We start from the raw sequence: 18,472 nt of genomic DNA, 5'->3' as shown, positions 1-18,472 counted from the left end.
GCAGCGCGCCCTGGGCGCGGGTGCGCTGGCAAGCTGCGATAGAGCGTTGCAGGCGGTCCAGCAGCAGGCGGCGGTTGGGCAGACCGGTCAGGGCGTCGTAGAACGCCAGGCGTTCGATTTCTTGTTCTGCGCGTTTGCGGTCGGTGATGTCGCGGCACACGCCCAGCACGCCAGTCACGCGGCCATTCATGTCGCGGATGGGGGTTTTGATGGTCTCGAACTGACCCTGGTAGCCGTCTTCGGCAAAGGTGAGGGTTTCTTCATACACCAGGGGCTGCCAGGCCTGCATGGCGCGCTGGTCATACTTGCGGAACTGGTCTGCCTGCGCGGGTGACGTCAGGTCGTAGTCATTGCAACCCACGATGTGGCGCTCCGGTCGCCCCGCAAACCGTTCGAACACCGGGTTGACCGACAGGTAGACCCCGTTCACGTCCTTGAGGAACACCATGTCGGGCATGGCGTTGACCACCCGCGCGAGGTGGGCCTTCTGCTCGGCAAGCTCGGCCTCCACACGCTTGAGCTCCGTCATGTCGTAGGCAAACAGCACCACGGCGGGCACGCCCTGCTCGGTCACGCTTTCCGGGGCGATGGTGGTGTGGCGGTACATGGTGCCGTCGGGCGAATCGATGCGGCTTTCAAACACCGTGGTTTCGCCGGCAAACGCCTTGTCGAAATGCGGTTGCATGCGCGCCATGAGCTCGGTCGACACCAGGTCCTGCACCCGCTGGCCCAGTGCCTCCTGCACCGGGCGGCCCAGCCACTGGGCCTGCTGGTCGTTGACATAGAGCACCCGCATGTCGCTGCCCACGCGCGCCACGCCGCCGGGCACGTGGCGCAGCAGGTTGGCCATCAGCGCCTCCTGCGCGTGCGCGGCTTCCTCGGCCTGGTGGTGCGCGGTGATGTCGGTCTGCACGCCGTCCCACAGCAGGCGGCCGTCGTCCAGCAGGCGGGGGGACGAGCTCAGGTGCATCCAGCGCACCTGGCCATCGGTGCGGCGCACGCGGATGGCGATCTCCATGCTCGACATGTTCAGGTACGACTCCCGCTCTGCTTGGCGCAGTTGCGCGATGTCTTCCTCCAGGATCTGGCGATAGAGCACCCCGGGGTCGGCCATCACCTCTTCCACGCGCACGCCGTTGAGCCTTTCGATGGCCTCGCCCATGTGAACAAAATGCACGCGGCCATCCAGCTCGCGCACCATCTGAAACAAGACGCTGTGCGGCAGGTTGCGGCCCAGCAGGGACAGGCGGCTTTCGCTTTCGCGCAGGCGCGCCTCGGCCTCCTGCAAGCGGGCAAATGGCAACCGGATGCCCGCGTTGAACACAGCCTGGAACAACAGCGCATAGGCCACGACGCGCAACCCGTGGGCCAGGGGCCCACCGATCGGCGTGTGCCCGCCCAACAGCGCCACGGTCAGTTCGCCGCCGCAAAACACCACCGCCGCCCAGCCAAACACCCGGTCGCGCTGCTGCGCATGGCGGGCTGCGCTGCGCAGCAGCAGCAGAGTGGCCGCGGCAGCCAGCACAGCGGCCAGGCCCAGGGCCAGGCCCTGGCGCAACCCTCCGCCGGCCGCCTGGGCAAACCACGCTGGCAACGGCCCCAGAGCGGACACCACCGTGAGCACCACCGCGCACCCAGCGCCCGCCAGCCACAGGCGTGCCGAGCCTGCGGCCGACACCTGCAGCGCCGTGAGCAGCAAGGTCGCCACCTCGGCCACGCGGGCCCACGTGCTGAGCCACAGGGAGATGTGGGCGCTACCGGCCGGCATGTGCACCGGGGTGGAATGCGCCAGCACCCCATGCAGGAAATTGCATGCGGCGGCGACGCTGAAGCCCACCACCAGCACGTTGGCCCGGGCCTGTTCGCGCCCATCCAGCGTGTGCAATGACACCGACACCACCAGCAAACCCAGCAGCACGGCCACCAACTCCATGAACGGCTCGAGCCCGTGCTGCCCGCCGTCGCCCTGCCCCAGCATCTGCACGACCGGCACGATGACCAGGGCCAGCACCGTGACCACCAGCACCACCGTGAAGGCGGGCGCACCCGACAGCTCGGGGCGCGGCGGCGGGGGGGTGGGCTGGGCGGGTGTCACGTTGCAAGTGTATCGACGAGCGGGCCGGTGTTCATGCTGTTTTCCACGGGTGAAATCCCGTGCATGGCGGGGTGCGGCCACCGCCGGCCGCGGCCTGCCGTCCGCTACCTACTCACCAAAGCAAAGGCAAAACAAAAACGGGGCCTCGGCCCCGTTTGATGTTGCGTCCACGCCTCGCGTGGGTCAGCCCTCCAGCAGCTGGCGCAGCACAAACGGCAGGATGCCGCCGGCCTGGTAGTAGTCCACCTCGATGGGGGTGTCGATGCGCAGGGTCACAGTGACTTCCTGTTGGGAGCCATCGGCGCGGTGAATGACCAGCCTGGCATCGCTTTGCGGGGTGAGCGCGGGGTCTGGCACCACGTCAATCACTTCGTTGCCGGTCAGGCCCAGCGTCTCCCACGATTCGCCCGCCTTGAACTGCAGCGGCAGCACGCCCATGCCGACCAGGTTGGAGCGGTGGATGCGCTCGAAGCTGCGCGCCACCACGGCCTTGATGCCGAGCAGCTGCGTGCCCTTGGCCGCCCAGTCGCGGCTGGAGCCCGTGCCGTATTCCTCGCCCGCAAAAACCACGGTGGGCGTCCCCTGAGCCATGTACTGCATGGCGGCGTCGAAGATGAACATCTTCTCGCCCTGCAGCGCCCCTTCGTTCTGGAACACCGTCACACCGCCCTCTTCGCGCGAGCCATCGGCCTGCGGCGGGATCATCAGGTTCTTGATGCGCACGTTGGCAAAGGTGCCGCGCACCATCACGTCGTGGTTGCCGCGGCGCGCGCCGTAGCTGTTGAAGTCCTGCTTCATCACGCCGTGCTGCAGCAACCACTGGCCGGCGGGCGAGCTTTCCTTGATGGAGCCTGCGGGCGAGATGTGGTCGGTGGTGATGGAGTCACCGAACAACGCCATGATGCGAGCGCCCAGCACGGACGGAAGTTTTGCATCATCTTGGCCCCCAGCGCTTTCTGGGCTTGCGCTGGCAGCTACCTTTTCGAGAGCAAACTTCTGAAAGAACGGTGGCTCGGCGATGTAAGTGCTGGCAGGCCAGGTGTAGGTGTTGCCGCTCACGCCCCGAATCTTTTCCCAGAGCTTGCCGGGTTCGGAGGCCACCTTGGCGTAGTTCTCGCGGAAGGCCTTGCCGTTCATCGCAAACCGCAGCAGCGCATGCACTTCGTCACTGCTGGGCCAGATGTCGCCCAGATACACGTCGCGCCCGCCCTTGCCCCTGCCCACCGGCTCGGTCATCAGGTCCTTGAGCACGGTACCGGCAATCGCATAGGCCACCACCAGCGGCGGGCTGGCCAGGAAGTTGGCCTTGATGTTGGGATGGATGCGCGCCTCGAAGTTGCGGTTGCCCGACAGCACGGCGGCGCAGACCAGGTCATTGCCGGTGATGGCCTCGTTCAGTTCGGGCGTCAAATCGCCCGCATTGCCGATGCAGGTGGTGCAGCCGTAGCCGGCAATGGCAAAGCCCAGCTTCTCCAGGTAGGGCAGCAGGCCGGTTTCGGTGAGGTATTCGGTGACGATGCGCGAGCCAGGCGCCAGCGATGTCTTGATGTGGGGCTTGACCTTGAGCCCCGCCTCCACCGCCTTCTTGGCGAGCAGGCCGGCCGCCAGCAGCACGCTGGGGTTGCTGGTGTTGGTGCAGCTAGTGATGGCGGCGATCAGCACGTCGCCGTTGCCCACCGTCACGTCACCCGTGCGGTTGGCAACGGCTGACGGCACCTCGGCATGGGCAGCCGCAAGCGTCGGCTTGTTCTGTTCCATCTCGACCAGAAAGCGGGGTGCGCCAGCGGGGGCAGGCTTCTCCTCGGGCGCGGACAGCGCCATCGGCACCTCGCTGGCACGCACGTGGTGGCGCGTGTGCAGCAGCTCGGCCGGGCGGTTGAAGCCGTTCTGCGCGATGGGCTTGCTGAACAGCTCCGCAAACTGGCTGCAGACCTTGCCCAACTCGATGCGGTCCTGCGGGCGCTTGGGGCCGGCCAAACTGGGCGTTACGCTGCCGAGGTCCAGCTTCACGACCTGCGAGTAATCCACCTCCCCGGCCAGCGGCACGCCAAACAGACCCTGCGCCTTGAAGTAGGCCTCGAAAGCTTCGATCTCTGCCTTGGTGCGCCCTGTGCCGCGGAAGTAGTCGATGGTCTTCTCATCAACAGGGAAAAAGCCCATGGTGGCGCCGTACTCGGGCGCCATGTTGCCGATGGTGGCGCGGTCGGGCAGCGCAAGGGTGCGGGTACCCTCGCCGAAGAATTCGACGAACTTTCCCACCACCTTGTGCTGGCGCAGGATCTCGGTCACCGTAAGCACCAAGTCGGTGGCGGTGACGCCCTCGCGCAGCTGGCCGGTCATCTCAAAGCCCACCACGTCGGGAGTAAGGAAGTAGACGGGCTGGCCCAGCATGGCGGCTTCGGCCTCGATGCCGCCCACGCCCCAGCCCACCACACCGATGCCGTTGATCATGGTGGTGTGGCTGTCGGTGCCCACCAGTGTGTCGGGGTAGTACACGCCGCCCTTGTTCTTGTGCACGCCGCGCGCCAGATATTCCAGGTTGACCTGGTGCACGATGCCGAAGCCGGGGGGCACCACGCCAAACGTGTCAAAAGCCTGCATGCCCCATTTCATGAACTCGTAACGCTCGCGGTTGCGCTGGAATTCGAGCTTCATGTTCAGATCCAGCGAGTTCTTCTTGCCGTAGTGGTCGATCATGATGGAGTGGTCCACCACCAGGTCCACCGGCACCAGGGGCTCGATTTTCTTGGGGCTCTTGCCCAGGCGTGCGGCGGTGCTGCGCATGGCGGCGAGGTCGGCCAGCAGCGGCACGCCGGTGAAGTCCTGCAGCACCACGCGCGATACGACAAACGGAATTTCATCGGTGCGGGCGGCGTTGGGCGCCCAGCGGGCCAGTTGCTCGACGTGCTCCGGTGTCACCTTGCGGCCGTCGCAGTTGCGCAGCACCGACTCCAGCACGATACGGATCGACACCGGCAGGCGTTTGATCTCGGGGAACTGCCGGGCGAGTGCAGGCAGCGAATAGAACTGCCCCTCCTTGCCGGATGCGGTGCTGAACGTCTTGAGGGTGTTGGCAAATGCGTGGCGTGCGGGCTTTGGCGACAACGTGCGGGAAACGGCCATGGCGAACTCCTGTAGAAGGCAACAAGGCCTATTCTGGCAGCCTCGCGCGACGGCGCAATCGTGGGGGTTTGCGCAGCCTCCTGCTGCGCCCTGGCCGCTCCTCCACGCCAAAAATTCAAGCAAAAATAGCCGCTAGCGCTTATCCAACAAGCGCTGGCAGCTATCAATAGTGAAGCAATTTCACATTTCAGGCTATGCCGTTGCCAAGCCCGGCAGGCGGCGCACGCCCATCCACTGCAGTTCGGCCAACAGCGCCACCGACACCACATGCACCAGCAGGTAGCCCTGACCCAGCAGGGTGGGCTGCACCGCACTGCCCAGCAGCAGCACCAGGCTGGCCAGGGCCCAAGCCAGGTTGCCCACAATCAACAGCCACAGCAGGCCCCGCGGCATGCTGCGCGCGCTGGCGATGCGGATGGCCAGCGCGGCATAGACCAGCAGCGCCACGCCCGTGCCCATGAGCAGGCTCGCGGGCAGGCCCAGCCATTCGGCCAGCTGCGAGGTGAGCAGCAGGTGCGCGGCACCCAACAGAACCCCCGTGGAGGCATCAAACCACACGGTAGCGCGCAGAACGGAAGGGGACGAGAGAAAGCTCAACATGGCAGGCTCCTTGAAGTGAAAACACATGAAAGAAGGCTGCATGGTTGCCGCCCCGCCGCATGTCGTCGATGACGTGGCAGGTAATGGCTCGCGCACGGTTTGCGCCTAGGATGGCGGCTATGACCTCCCCGCAGCCTTCCTCCTCCCCCCACCGCGCAGCCCGCCACCCGCTGCCCCACCGCGTGGCACCGGCAGGGCCCACCTCGTTTGGCGACCACCTGCGCACCTGGCGCCAGCAGCGGCACCTGAGCCAGCTGGAGCTGGCCGACGAAGCCGACATCTCCACCCGGCACGTGAGCTTCATGGAAACCGGGCGCACCAACCCCAGCCGCGACATGGTGCTGCGCTTGTGCGAGCGTCTAGCCATCCCGCTGCGCGAGCGCAACGCCCTGCTGGTGGCCGCCGGCTATGCGCCCATGTACCGCGAGCGGGCGCTGGACGACCCGGCGCTGGCAGCCGCCCGCCAAGCGGTGGAACTGGTGCTCAAGGGCCACGAGCCCTGCCCCGCCATCGCGCTGGACCGCTGCTGGAACGTCGTGGCCGCAAACCAGGCTGCCCAGGCGCTGCTGGCCGCACACGTCAGCCCCGCGCTGTTGGCACCGCCGATTAACGTCTTCCGCCTCAGCCTGCACCCCGACGGGCTGGCGCCCCGTATCGCCAACCTGGCCCAGTGGCGCGCCCACTTGTTTGAACGCCTGCGCCAGCAAATTCAGGCCACGGCCGACCCGGCGCTGATTGCCTTGCAGGCTGAATTGCAGCAATACCCCACGCCGCCAGACGCCAGCCCGCTGGTGCTGGATGGAGAAATGCTTGGGGTGGTAATGCCCTTTTGCTTTGAGAGCGTGCACGGAATGCTCTCGCTCATCAGCACCACCACCATATTCGGAACCCCCGTGGACGTGACACTGCAGGAATTGGCGGTGGAATCGTTTTTCCCGGCGGACGCATTCACGGCCCAGGTATTGCGCGAAATGACGCAGACCCCGTCCTGAATCGGGCGATGGCCGGTGGCTGCCCGCTTGCCGCGAACCGTTCAGACTCCCGTCGCTGCAATAATCCCGCGGGCACAAAAAAAGCCCGCAGATGCGGGCATTTTTAAAAAGGCGCCATTGCAGTGGCGAGTGGCCGTGCGCCCTTTAAAGGGTAGCCAATAACGCTGCCTTAAATCGCAAACTTTTCGCGATCCTGGTTCTGGATCCACTTGGGTGCCTTGCCACGGCCTGTCCAGGTCTGGCCGGTGGCGGGGTCGCGGTATTTGGGGGCCACCTTGGTGCCAGCGGTGGAACTGCGTGTGGTTTTGCCAGCAGCCTTGCCTGAAGGGAATACGTCCTGTGCGGTCAAACCATGTTCTGCCACCAGTGCGCGAACCTGGGCCACGGCATCGGACAATTCACGACGGCGCGCCTCGTTGATTTGTTGCTCAAGGGCTTCGCGCTGCTTCAAAAGTTCTTTGTAGCTGGTCATGGTGTCTGCATTAAAGGGAAGGTGAACGACCGCCAGATTATAGGAATATTGCAGTCGTTCTGCATGGAGCCCAAAAAATTTGTCGCAAAACGCGGCGATTACCTACACGCCAAACCCCGCTGGCCCCTTAACTATTCAATACCGTCTGTGAAGGCCCCATGAGATCAGACGACCTTCGTATTCGCAGGGTCTAATATCGGCATCCCCGCATGCAACGCGTCTCCATTGGCACCCAACCCGCCCGGTTCTCACGCAAAAATGCTACTGCCAGTGTTATGACAACACTCAACGCATGGCCGCCAATATGACCAGCATCCCCTCGCAAAACACCGAGAATCAGTGTTGAGCGTTCACTCCACACTTTATTCTTTTCACAATGGCTCTTTACTGTATTGGCGATATCCAGGGTTGCGACAGCGCGCTGGGCCGCCTGCTGGACTTGATAGGCTTTTCGGCCAGCCGCGACACGGTGTACCTCCTGGGCGACCTGGTCAACCGCGGACCAGACTCAGCCGCGGTGCTGCGGCGCTGCATGCAGCATGGCGACGCCATCCGCTGCCTGCTGGGCAACCACGACCTGCACCTGCTGGCCGCTGCGGCCGGCGCCCGCAAACTATCGCGGCGCGACACGCTGGGCAGCGTGCTGGACGCACCCGATCGCGACGCGCTGCTGCATTGGGTGCGCCAGCAACCGCTGGTGCGCGCCCACACGCACGCTGGGCAGACGCTGCTGATGGTGCATGCTGGCGTGTTGCCCGCGTGGTCCGCAGCCGGCACACTGGCCTATGCCAACGAGGTGCAGGCCGTGCTGCAGAGCCCCGATCTGCCCGCCTTCTTGCACGCCATGTACGGCAACACGCCCAACCGCTGGAGCGACACGCTGACCGGCACGGACCGGTTGCGCGTGATCGTGAACGCCCTCACGCGGCTGCGCTTTTGCTCAGCCGATGGGGTGATGGATTTTGAAAGCACCGAAAGCGCCAGCACCGCGCCACCCGGCCTCATGCCCTGGTTTGACGTGCCGGGCCGCCGCACCGCCGGCACAGCGGTGATGGCCTTCGGACACTGGTCCACGCTGGGCTTTCTGGACCGCAGCGATCTGTTGGGGCTGGACACGGGCTGCGTGTGGGGCGGGTGCCTGAGCGCCGTGCGCTTTGGCGCCACCCTGGCCGAGCGGGAGCTGCTGCAGGTGCACTGCGAGCAGGCACAGCAACCGGGCGGATAAGCCCAGGTTGCGCCATGGGCGGCACCAGCAAACGCTATGTTTTCAATAGCTAATGGCGCTTACGGAATAAGCGCTGGAGCCTGTTTCGGCTCCATTTTCCGCATCAAGACTGCGCCGAGGTCTCGGGCTGGACGGCTGCCTTGAACAGCGCGGCCACCTTGCGCTTGGGCTTGATGTTGGCCGAGATGCTGCTGCGCGGCACGGACTTGGCGGCGGCCTCCCAAGCGGGGGCGGCGTCGGAGGCAGCATTGGCCTCGTAAGGCTTTTCGAAAAACGGGTCGCGCGAGATCGCTGCGGGGCGGAAGCCTCGGTGCTGATCGCGTGGCTCACGGGAATCACGGGATTCGCGGCCGCCGCGGTGGTCACGGTCACGCTCGCGGCGCGGGCCCGAGCCGCCCAGCGCATCGCGCCCGTCGCCCGTCTCACCCGCTTCCCGCCAGGCGCGGCGGCCGTCGTTGATGCGGCCCCGGGGCTGGTCTTCGTCGTACTCGACGGCCTCCAGTTCGATCTTTTTCTTGATCAGCTTCTCAATGTCGGCCACCAGGCGCGCATCGCTGCCCGATACCAGCGTGACGGCCAGGCCGGAGGCGCCTGCTCGGCCCGTGCGGCCGATGCGGTGCACATAGTCTTCGGCGTTGAAGGGCACGTCGAAGTTGAACACCGCCGGCACATCCTTGATGTCCAGGCCGCGCGCGGCAACGTCGGTACACACCAGCAGATCGACTTCGCCCTTCTTGAAGGCTTCCAGCGCCTTCAGGCGCTCGTCCTGGCTCTTGTCGCCGTGCAGGGCGGCTGTCTTGAGGCCTTCGCGCTCCAGGCTGCGCGCCAGGCGGGCACAGCCGAGCTTGCTGTTCACGAAGATGAAGGCCTGCTTGATGCCGCGCGTCTTGAGCACTTGGTGGATGGCGCGGCGCTTGTCGTCGTCATTGGCGCTGTAGAAGCGCTGCTCCACCGTGGAGGCCGTTTCGTTGGGCCGGGCGACTTCGATGGTGATGGGGTTCTGCAGATAGCTGCTGGCCAGGCGCTTGATCTCGGGCGAGAACGTGGCGCTGAACAGCAGCGTGGTGCGCTGCTTGGGCAGGTAGCTCAGGATGCGCTGCAGGTCGGGCAAAAAGCCGATGTCCAGCATGCGGTCGGCCTCGTCGAGCACCACGTATTCGACCTGGTTGAGCACCGCGTTCTTGGCCTCGATGTGGTCCAGCAGCCGGCCCGGCGTGGCCACCAGCACTTCGACGCCTTTTTTCAGCTCGATGGTCTGGGGCTTCATGTCCATGCCGCCAAACACCACTGTGCTGCGCAGCTTGGTGTGTTTGGCGTACAGCGCGATCTGCTGCGCCACCTGGTCGGCCAGTTCGCGCGTGGGCAGCAGCACCAGGGCGCGCACCGGGTGGCGCGCGGGTGACGTGGAGCTGTTTTCGTGCTTGAGCAGGCGCTGCAGCAGGGGCAGCGAGAAGGCGGCGGTCTTGCCGGTGCCGGTCTGGGCCGCACCCATCACGTCCTGGCCGGTGAGCACGACCGGAATGGCCTGCTCCTGGATGGGAGTCATGGACTCGTAGCCCATTTCGGCCACAGCACGTGCCAGCGGCTCGGCCAGCGATAGATTGGAAAAGGAACTAGTCATTAAAAGCGTGTTTGTGGGCGACGCTGAGTATGTCTGAGCAATGTGGCAGCCCGCTGTTGGCGGGCAGGCTGCAAGGCGCAAACTGCAGCGATAACCGGGGTTACCGCAAGATGTACAACGCCACAAACCGGGCCCCGGCAGGGGAAATGCGCAGTGCGCAAAGGACTTGTTCAGCGTTGCCTGAGCCCGCTATTGTCGCACCGGTGGCCCAAAACCCGATTTTGGGGGCGCGCGGATGTGTTACGGCCTGGGTACAAAGTACAAGCGCCACACAGCAAAAACTATGATTTTTGTAGCTACCAGCGCTTATCCATCAAGCGCTAGAGCCTGTTTTTTCATCAAATTCACTCCAACACTGCGCGCAACTGGCGCGTGGTGGCGGCCAGCCGCCTCGCCCCGATTTGCGCGAGGTTATTCATCACCGTGAGCGCGGCGGCAGGATGTTGTGCCGCCCAGGCGTCAAAGTCGGCCCGGGTGAGCCGCACCAGGTGCGCCGTGCCCCGCTCCACGCCCGCGCTGGCCGTGCGGGCGGCACCGTTCAGGAACGCCATCTCGCCAAACGCCATGCCGGGCCCCACGGTGGCCAGGCGCAGGCCTTTGTCGGGCGGCCATTGTGTGACCAACGTGATGTGGCCCGATCGCACCACCAGCAGGTCGTGGTCGGTGTCGCCCGCGTTGAAGACCACGCCGTGCGCCGGCACCGCCTGGTGCTGCAGCCGCGCCAGCAGCGCCTTGGCGGCGGCTTGCGGCACGCCTTCGCCGATCTCGCCCAGCAGATCGGTCTCGGGGCGCGCGGGGCGCTCTTCCAGCGGGCGCTGTGACAGGATGCCCGCCTCGGCCCATTCCAGCGCGCGGTCCAGGTCGGCAAAGCAGCGCACCTGCTCGCCCGCGTGTTCGGCGGCGGCCGCGTCCAGCGCCGCCACGGCTGCCGCAATGCCCTGCTGGCCCAGGTCGCGTACCAGTGCGCGCAGCTGGGCCATAGCGGTGCTGTCCCACGCTGGCACACGGCCTGCATCCAGAATGACCCAGCGGTGGCGCGGCAGGAGCATCATGCGCACCTGCTCGGCGAGGTGGGCCGCCACGCCGAACGACATCACGCCCTGCAGTTCGAACACCGCTACCTGGTTCATGCGCGGCGCCAGCCACACGTCCGACCCGGCGCGGCGCAGGCGGCGCGAGCGCAGCTCGCCGTCCAGCCGCACATGGCGCAGCACCTTGGCGGCCGAGTCGTGCAACAGCACGAAGGTGGCCACCACCAGCCCTGCCACCAGGGCGCCCACGCCGCCCATGACCGCAAACACCAGCGCCACCAGCCAGCTCTGCGCCCAGGTCACGCGCGAGCGGCGGGCGTAGCGCCAGGACCACATCAGGCCCGGCACCTGCATGAGCCCAGCCAACACCAGACCGCCGGCCAGACACGCCATGGGCACCCAGTGCAGCCACCAGGCGCCCGTCACTGCCACGCCCAGCATGATGCCGGCGTGCCAGGGGGGCGCATCGCGCACGGCCCCGGCCTGTGCCAGCACGATGCGCGAGCGCGACGCACTGGTGGACGCGGGGATCATGCCCACCAGCCCGCACAGCGCGCCCAGCAGGCTCTCGCGCCTGAGCGCAAGGTTGGCATTGCCGCGCAGGCCGTGGTCCAGCTCCAGCTCCTGGTTGAAGACGAGGATTTCGAGGCTGTTGACCAGCGCCATCAACAGCGCCAACATCACCAGGGCCGAGCCCTGCTCGCGCGCCAGCGCCAGCCAGGGGATGTCCGTCCAGTCGGGCCACAGCGGCCAGGCAAACGCGCTGGGCTGCGCCGCAGGAGCAAACACCGCGCCCAGCCCCCGGCCCCAAAAGCCCGCCACGGCCACCGCCAGCGTTACCAGCACCACGGCCGTGAGCAGGCCCGGCATGCGCGGCCACCGGCGGCGCAGCCCCCAGGCCAGCGCCACCACTGCGGCGGCCGCCAGCGCGTGCCAGCCCGTCCGCGCATCCCAGGGCGCGTCCGCGCCTGCGCCAAATGCGTTGTGCACCTGCCCCAGTACCATCGACAGGCCCACCCCGGCTGCAAACCCGTGCGTGACCGAGATGGGCAAAAACCGCGCCACAGAGGCCAGACGCAACACCCCCAGCAGCCACTGAAAGGCAAAAGCCAGCGCCACCGTCGCGCCGCTCACGGCCAGCACCTGCCGCGCGTTCAGCCCAAGCGCAGGCGCGGCGCCGTGTGCGGTGGACAGCACCGCTGCAAACAGCAAAGCGACCACCGTGGTCGGCGCGTACACCACGCCGGGGCGCGGCAGCACCAGGGTCAGCAGCAGGCCCGGCAGGGCGGCCGACCACAGCGCCAACGCGGCCAGCGAATGCTCGCCCGCCAGCGGCGCAAAGGCCAGCAGCCCCAGCCCCACCGCGTGGGGTACGGTGACCGCCGCCGCCGACCACGCAGCGGCCACGCCCGACGACCGCAGCGGCTGCGCAGGCTCAGCAGGGGACATCTCGGTTCTCCATAGCGCCAAAGGCCACCTACACCTCACGAAACCGGCGCGGCCCTTGCGCGGGCAGCCGCGCAAGGGCCGCGCCGCCGCGCTGGCTGCGTCCCCCTGCCCGCAACGCGCAGCGTTGCGAGAGCGGGGGGAGGCCGCAAAGCGGCTCAAGGGGGTGTATCAAAGACTCCGTGCCGCAAACGTGTCGCAGGCCTTCACGCTGCCGTTCTGCAGCCCGTTGTGAAACCAGCGCTGGCGCTGGGCGCTGGTGCCGTGGGTGAAGCTCTCAGGCACCACGGCACCGCCACTGGCGCGCTGCAGCGCGTCGTCGCCAATCTTGGCGGCCGCGTTCATGGCCTCTTCCACATCGCCCTGCTCCAGGATCTGGCGCGCGTTCTGCGCGTGGTGGGCCCACACGCCCGCGAAGCAGTCCGCCTGCAGTTCCAGGCGTACCGACAGCGCGTTGTATTCAGCCTTGCTCACCCGGCCACGCATCTGGTCCACCTTGGCGCTGATGCCCAGCTGGTTCTGCACGTGGTGACCCACCTCGTGAGCGATCACATACGCCTGGGCAAAGTCCCCGGGAGCGCCCAGGCGGTTCTTGAGGGTTTCATAAAAGCCCAGGTCGATGTACACCTTCTGGTCCGCCGGGCAGTAGAACGGGCCCATGGCCGCCTGCCCCGTTCCACAGGCGGTGGGCGTGGCGCCCCGGAACAGAACCAGCCGCGGCTCCTGATAGCGGCCGCCGTCCTGGCGGAACACCTGGCCCCACACGTCCTCGGTGTCGGCCAGCACCGTAGACACGAACCGGGCCATGGTGTCGTCCGCAGGCGGGCGCTGGGCGGGGCCCTGCGTCTGCACCTGCGCGGGCGGCCCGCCGCCGCTGAGCAAACCCAAAATTGTCAACGGATTGATGCCCAGCACCCAGCCGCCCACCAGGGCGATGACGATGGTGCCGATGCCGATGCTGCGCCCACCGAACACCGGCGACCCACCGCCACCCCCGCCGCCACGGCGGTCTTCCACGTTGTCCGACTGGCGATTGCCTTCCCATTTCATACCGCATCTCCCGAGATTGCCTCTCACGCTCACTCCGGCATGGAAGCATGGGCCGCATGTTACGCGCGGGCGCGCCGCGCCGGGAGGCCGGTACCATCGGCGCCTGCCTGCCCTGCAAGGCACGTTCTTGTCCAACCCCGTCGCCCTTATGCACCGCGTGCCGCTACACCGCCCCGCCATCCTGCTCACCGGTTTTGATCCCTTCGGCGGCGACACCGAAAACCCGAGTTGGCTCATCGCCCAGGCGCTGCAGGGCCAGCACGTGGCGGGGCACACCGTGCTGGCCGCCCAGCTGCCCACCGTGTTTGGTGCGTCGCTGCAGCACCTGCGGGCCCTGGTGGACCTGCACCAGCCCGCCATCACCCTCTGCCTGGGGCAGGCGGGCGGGCGCGGCGCCCTGTCGCTGGAGCGCGTGGGCATCAACATCAACGACGCCCGCATTGCCGACAACCAGGGCGCGCAGCCCATCGACACGCCCGTGGTGCCCGGCGGCCCGGCCGCGTATTTCTCCAGCCTGCCCATCAAGGCCATGGCGCGCGCCGCGCAGCGCGCGGGCGTGCCCTGCGAGGTGTCTCAGACCGCCGGCACCTTTGTATGCAACCACGTGCTTTACGGGCTCATGCACCTGCTCGCGAGCGGCGCGGGCCCTGCCGGCGCCCGTGGGGGCTTCATGCATGTGCCCTGGATGCCCGAACAGGGTGCACCCCACCTGCCGCTGCGTGACATGGTGCGGGGCGTGCATGCCGCCCTGTGGGCCGCGGCGCTGACGCCACACGACCTCGTGCTGGGCGCGGGCGCAACGCACTGAGATGCTGAACAAGGTCCCTCAGTCCAGGGCTTTTTGCCCCGACTCTGAGGGCTTGCCCGCTCCACGTGTCTGCTGGGCGCTGTGTAAAGTCATCGGCATGCTTTCTCTTCCTTCCGGCACGCTCGACGCTGCCGCCACCGCCGCGCGCCTGCCCTGGCGTGCGCTGGCCAATGAAATTGCCGCACTGTTGCAAGACCGCACGGTATCGGTGCCCGCCCGTAGCGTGCTGCGCATGGCCGAGGGCGCCAGCCTTTTCGTCATGCCTGCGGCCGACGGCCAAATGGCCATGACCAAGCTGATCACCCTGACGCCGGCCAACGCAGGTACGGGGCGCCCGTCCATCCAGGGCGACGTGGTGGTGTTTGACGTGGCCACGGGCGAGCGCCAGGTGATGCTGGACGGGCCGACCGTCACTGCCCGCCGCACGGCCGCCGTGTCGCTGCTGGCTGCGCAACGCCTGGCGCCCCGCACGGACGGCCCGCTGCTGGTGGTGGGCGCCGGTGTGCAGGGCGTGGCCCACGCCCAAGCCTTCATCGAGGGCCTGGGCGTGCAGGAGGTCTGGATCGCGTCGCGCAGCGCAGCCAGCGCCGAGACACTGGCGCGCCAGGTGCGCGCGCTGGGCGCCACGGCGCGCGTGGTGGCCGATGCGGATGCCGCCCTGCCCCACTGCCCGCTGGTCGCCACCTGCACCCCCGCCCAGCAGGTGGTGCTGAGCGCAGTGCCCAGGCTGGATGCCTTCATTGCGGCCGTGGGCGCCTACAGGCCGGACCAGGCCGAGCTGTCGGCAGATGTGTGCAAGTTCTTTGCACGGCAGGGGCACATCGTTGTGGACACCGAAGACGCCGCCCATGAGGCAGGAGACCTGTTGCAGGCGGGCCTTGATGTGGCGGCCCTTCCCACGCTGCGCGACGTGGTGGGCGGCACCGTGGCGGCGCCGCGTGGGCCCGTGCTGTTCAAAGGCTGTGGGTGGGCTGGCTGGGACCTCGCCGCCGCACGCTTGGCCCTGCGCTCCGAAAACCCGCATTCCCAACCCATGCCGGTGCGCCCATGAAGTTGCACGCTCGCTTCTCTGACCATGGCCTGCGTACGCAAATCGCCATGGTTTTTGGCCTGCTGGTGGTCGCCCTTTCGGTGCTGCTGTCGCTGGCAGTGGGAGACCGGTTCAAACAACGGTTGCAGCGCGACGCGGGCATTGCGCTGCAGACAGTGGCGGAAAACGCGGGCAAGTTGCTGGCCAAGGGCCTGCTTGAAGGGAGCCTGGAAGCGCAGGTGCTGGCAGACTCCGAACAGGTATGGAACAAGGGTCTGGATTCGCCGGAGGCCCGCTACCTGCTACAGCGGGCGCAGGCCATGCACCCAAACAGCCTGTGGATCGGGGTGGCCGATGTGCAGGGGCAGGTCCGCGCGGCCACGGGGGGCCTGCTGGAAGGCCGCAGCGTGGCGGAGCGACCATGGTTTCAGGGTGGCAAGGAGGCCTTGTATGTGGGCGACGTGCACCCCGCCAAGCTGCTCGACAGTCTGCTGCCCCCTCTCCCTTCTGGCGAACCTCACCGCTTTGTCGACTTCGCTGCCCCTATCCGGGTTGGTGGCCGCACGGTGGGCGTACTGGGCATCCACGGCAGTTGGGAATGGACGCGCGAAGTGCTGGAGAGCCTCACACCACCCCGGTCGGACGAAAGCGCGTTGGAGCTCTTCATCTTCGACCGCGACGGCCAGATGGTGCTGGCGCCCCGCGACAAGGCGCGTGCGCTGCAGGCTGCCGGGCAGCGCCTGCCAGAGGGCCTGCATATCAACAACAACCGCGACAACGCGCGCATGGACATGACCGTGGTGCCGTGGTCCGACGGGGGCCGCTACCTCACGGCGGCCACTCAGCTGCAGCCACGCAATGCGCCCAGCGATCTGGGCTGGCGCATCGTCGCACGCCAGCCGGTGGCGCTGGCGTTCGCCGACGCGCACCGCACCGAGCGGAACGTGCTGTTGATCGGCTTGGGGGCGGCTTTTCTGGCCACCCTGCTGGCCTGGATGGCGGCGCGCAGGTTAAGCGAAGACCTCTACGCGCTGGCAAATGCCGCGCGTGCGGTGGAGGCGGGCACCCCCGGCGCTGACATCCCCGCGGTCCACAGCAATCGCGAGGTTCAGGCACTGGCAGGCGCACTGAGCCGCATGACGCACCGCTTGCTGGCAGCGCATGAAGCCATGGAAGAAACCGTGAGGCTGCGCACGCTGGAACTGGAATCAGCCAACCGGGCGCTCGACCTGCAAGCCCGCACGGATGTGCTGACTGGCCTGCTCAACCGGCGCGGGTTTGAGTCGCAAATGGCCTTTGCGCTGGCGATGGCGCGGCGAAGCGGCCGCCCGTTGAGCCTGATCACCGTCGACGTGGACCATTTCAAGAAGGTCAACGACACGTACGGCCACGACGCAGGCGATGAAGTGCTGCGGCGCCTGGCGCTCACGTTGCAGGACAGGCTGCGGGCGTCGGATGTGATCGCCCGCCTTGGCGGAGAAGAATTTGTGGTGCTGCTTCCAGACACGGACCTGGCAGGGGCGCAGGCCATAGCGCAGGCGCTGGTACATGCCATGGCACAACAGCAGGACCCCGTGGTCGGCACGATCACCGTCAGCGCTGGCGTGGCCAGCATGCGAGGCGCGCAAGACCAAGGTGCAGACCTGTTGCGGCGCGGCGACGCGGCCCTGTATGAAGCCAAGGGCCAGGGTCGCAACCGGGTGTGCACGGCCGAATGAGCCGCCTTTGAGACGAGTCAGTGAAGGACGTCGTCCAGGGTCTGGACCGCCTCCTCGGGCGGCGCATCGAAAAAGTGCTGCAGCTGTTGGGCCAGTTCGCGCAGGCCGTCATCGTCCATCTGGCCGGCCGCTGCCAGCCGTTCACGCGCGTACGGGCGGTGGCCCAGCATCATGTCCGCATTCACGCACTGACCGTGCGCCGCCATGCGCAGGATGAAGGCATTGAGCTTGTCGCAGGGCCAGTAGGTGTGCGCAGCGCCGGTGCCGCCATCGGCCGCTGCGGAGCAGCCCTGTTCATCATGCGAGACCGACGGCACCACTGCGGCGCGCTCGCCCGGGGTCTGATCGACGGGATGGCTGCGGACCGCCGCCGCGGCAGCACGCTGGCGGGAACTGCGCGCCAGCCATGCGGCGACCGGCGCTGCCAGCGCACCGATCCAGCCAACCGCCGAGGGGGCCGCAGAAGGGGGGGCAAAAGTCAACATGGCCAGGTTCCTTTCAAAGACTGCACGCCTCCAGCATGCGCTGGAACCGTGACATCCATGCTAAGAAACCTTACCCCTGCTTGCATTTCGGCCAAAGGGCCTTGGAGATGTAGGACGCGTGCGATCGCACACCGAAGCCTGGAGGCAGAGTACTGACAGCCTAGCCCCTAAACCATTGGGGAGCCGCGCTTTCTTAGGCCTTGGGCAGCGTCACCCCCACCTGGCCCTGGTACTTTCCGCCCCGGTCGCGGTAGCTGACCTCGCAGACATCGTCCTTGTCGCTCTCGAAGAACAGCACCTGGGCGCAGCCCTCGCCGGCATAGATGCGCGCGGGCAGCGGCGTGGTGTTGCTGAACTCCAGCGTCACGTAACCTTCCCACTCGGGCTCGAACGGGGTGACGTTGACGATGATGCCGCAGCGGGCGTAGGTGCTCTTGCCCAGGCAGATGGTGAGCACGTTGCGCGGGATGCGGAAGTACTCGACCGTGCGCGCCAGCGCAAAGCTGTTGGGTGGGATGATGCAGCTGTCGCCTTCAAAGTCGACAAAACTCTTCTCATCGAAGTTCTTGGGGTCCACCACAGTGCTGTGGATGTTGGTGAACACCTTGAATTCGGGCGCGCAGCGGATGTCGTAGCCGTAGCTGCTGGTGCCGTAGCTGATGATCTTTTTGCCCTCCGCCTCGCGCACCTGGCCGGGCTCGAAGGGCTCGATCATTCCGTGCTCAGCCGCCATGCGGCGGATCCATTTGTCGCTCTTGATGCTCATGGCTCAATCC

General features: G+C 66.9%; 14 protein-coding genes. 5 read left to right on the top strand and 9 right to left on the bottom strand.

Annotated features, from left to right (window positions below):
* The 3 genes from ACK4HJ_RS11145 to ACK4HJ_RS11135 form a co-directional block, all read right to left on the bottom strand.
* Positions 1 to 2,095 (bottom strand): PAS domain-containing protein (locus ACK4HJ_RS11145; RefSeq protein ID WP_409831165.1); only part of this gene is annotated, 2,095 nt, incomplete at its 3' end.
* Between the two features lie 183 nt (positions 2,096 to 2,278).
* Positions 2,279 to 5,218: an aconitate hydratase gene (locus ACK4HJ_RS11140; protein WP_409831162.1), complete on the bottom strand. Its 2,940-nt coding sequence runs from the start codon at positions 5,216 to 5,218 to the stop codon at positions 2,279 to 2,281.
* A gap of 192 nt (positions 5,219 to 5,410) precedes the next feature.
* The gene (locus ACK4HJ_RS11135; protein WP_409831160.1) at positions 5,411 to 5,818 is read right to left on the bottom strand and encodes a hypothetical protein; all 408 of its coding nucleotides are present in this window, start codon (positions 5,816 to 5,818) and stop codon (positions 5,411 to 5,413) included.
* Between the two features lie 119 nt (positions 5,819 to 5,937).
* Between ACK4HJ_RS11135 and ACK4HJ_RS11130 the strand changes: the two genes are divergently transcribed.
* Positions 5,938 to 6,810, top strand: coding sequence for a helix-turn-helix domain-containing protein (locus tag ACK4HJ_RS11130; RefSeq protein WP_409831157.1), 873 nt, complete (start codon positions 5,938 to 5,940; stop codon positions 6,808 to 6,810).
* Between the two features lie 169 nt (positions 6,811 to 6,979).
* Here ACK4HJ_RS11130 and ACK4HJ_RS11125 read toward each other — a convergent pair whose 3' ends face one another.
* Positions 6,980 to 7,282: an H-NS histone family protein gene (locus tag ACK4HJ_RS11125; protein ID WP_409831155.1), complete on the bottom strand. Its 303-nt coding sequence runs from the start codon at positions 7,280 to 7,282 to the stop codon at positions 6,980 to 6,982.
* Positions 7,283 to 7,658: 376 nt separating this feature from the next.
* On the opposite strand from ACK4HJ_RS11125, the gene ACK4HJ_RS11120 reads away from it, so the two are divergent.
* Positions 7,659 to 8,507, top strand: a complete 849-nt coding sequence (locus tag ACK4HJ_RS11120; protein WP_409831153.1) for a symmetrical bis(5'-nucleosyl)-tetraphosphatase — start codon at positions 7,659 to 7,661, stop codon at positions 8,505 to 8,507.
* Positions 8,508 to 8,610: 103 nt separating this feature from the next.
* On the opposite strand, the gene ACK4HJ_RS11115 is transcribed toward ACK4HJ_RS11120, so the two are convergent.
* The 3 genes from ACK4HJ_RS11115 to ACK4HJ_RS11105 all read right to left on the bottom strand — a co-directional run bounded on the left by ACK4HJ_RS11115 (position 8,611) and on the right by ACK4HJ_RS11105 (position 13,655).
* Positions 8,611 to 10,128 carry a DEAD/DEAH box helicase gene (locus ACK4HJ_RS11115; RefSeq protein WP_409831150.1) on the bottom strand — a complete coding sequence of 506 codons (1,518 nt, stop codon included), beginning with the start codon at positions 10,126 to 10,128 and terminating at the stop codon, positions 8,611 to 8,613.
* A 344-nt stretch (positions 10,129 to 10,472) separates the two neighbouring features.
* Positions 10,473 to 12,608, bottom strand: a complete 2,136-nt coding sequence (locus ACK4HJ_RS11110; RefSeq protein WP_409831148.1) for a SulP family inorganic anion transporter — start codon at positions 12,606 to 12,608, stop codon at positions 10,473 to 10,475.
* 168 nt (positions 12,609 to 12,776) lie between these two features.
* A complete protein-coding gene (locus tag ACK4HJ_RS11105) occupies positions 12,777 to 13,655 on the bottom strand; it encodes a neutral zinc metallopeptidase (RefSeq protein WP_409831146.1) in 879 nt (292 codons plus the stop codon).
* Positions 13,656 to 13,803: 148 nt separating this feature from the next.
* On the opposite strand from ACK4HJ_RS11105, the gene pcp reads away from it, so the two are divergent.
* The 3 genes from pcp to ACK4HJ_RS11090 all read left to right on the top strand — a co-directional run bounded on the left by pcp (position 13,804) and on the right by ACK4HJ_RS11090 (position 17,211).
* Positions 13,804 to 14,463, top strand: a complete 660-nt coding sequence (pcp, locus tag ACK4HJ_RS11100; protein ID WP_409831178.1) for a pyroglutamyl-peptidase I — start codon at positions 13,804 to 13,806, stop codon at positions 14,461 to 14,463.
* A gap of 97 nt (positions 14,464 to 14,560) precedes the next feature.
* Positions 14,561 to 15,514, top strand: coding sequence for a delta(1)-pyrroline-2-carboxylate reductase family protein (locus tag ACK4HJ_RS11095; protein WP_409831144.1), 954 nt, complete (start codon positions 14,561 to 14,563; stop codon positions 15,512 to 15,514).
* Positions 15,511 to 17,211, top strand: a complete 1,701-nt coding sequence (locus ACK4HJ_RS11090; protein WP_409831141.1) for a diguanylate cyclase — start codon at positions 15,511 to 15,513, stop codon at positions 17,209 to 17,211. The genes ACK4HJ_RS11095 and ACK4HJ_RS11090 overlap by 4 nt, the downstream gene beginning before the upstream one ends.
* Before the next feature lie 17 nt (positions 17,212 to 17,228).
* On the opposite strand, the gene ACK4HJ_RS11085 is transcribed toward ACK4HJ_RS11090, so the two are convergent.
* Positions 17,229 to 17,696 carry a hypothetical protein gene (locus ACK4HJ_RS11085; RefSeq protein WP_409831139.1) on the bottom strand — a complete coding sequence of 156 codons (468 nt, stop codon included), beginning with the start codon at positions 17,694 to 17,696 and terminating at the stop codon, positions 17,229 to 17,231.
* 193 nt (positions 17,697 to 17,889) lie between these two features.
* Positions 17,890 to 18,462, bottom strand: a complete 573-nt coding sequence (gene dcd / locus ACK4HJ_RS11080; protein ID WP_008907297.1) for a dCTP deaminase — start codon at positions 18,460 to 18,462, stop codon at positions 17,890 to 17,892.
* Between the last annotated feature and the right edge of the window lie 10 nt (positions 18,463 to 18,472).

Source organism: Acidovorax sp., assembly GCF_046294525.1.
Classification (GTDB): domain Bacteria; phylum Pseudomonadota; class Gammaproteobacteria; order Burkholderiales; family Burkholderiaceae_C; genus Acidovorax.
Note: the sequence above shows the minus strand (reverse complement) of the source record. Positions and strands in the feature narration are given on the sequence as shown.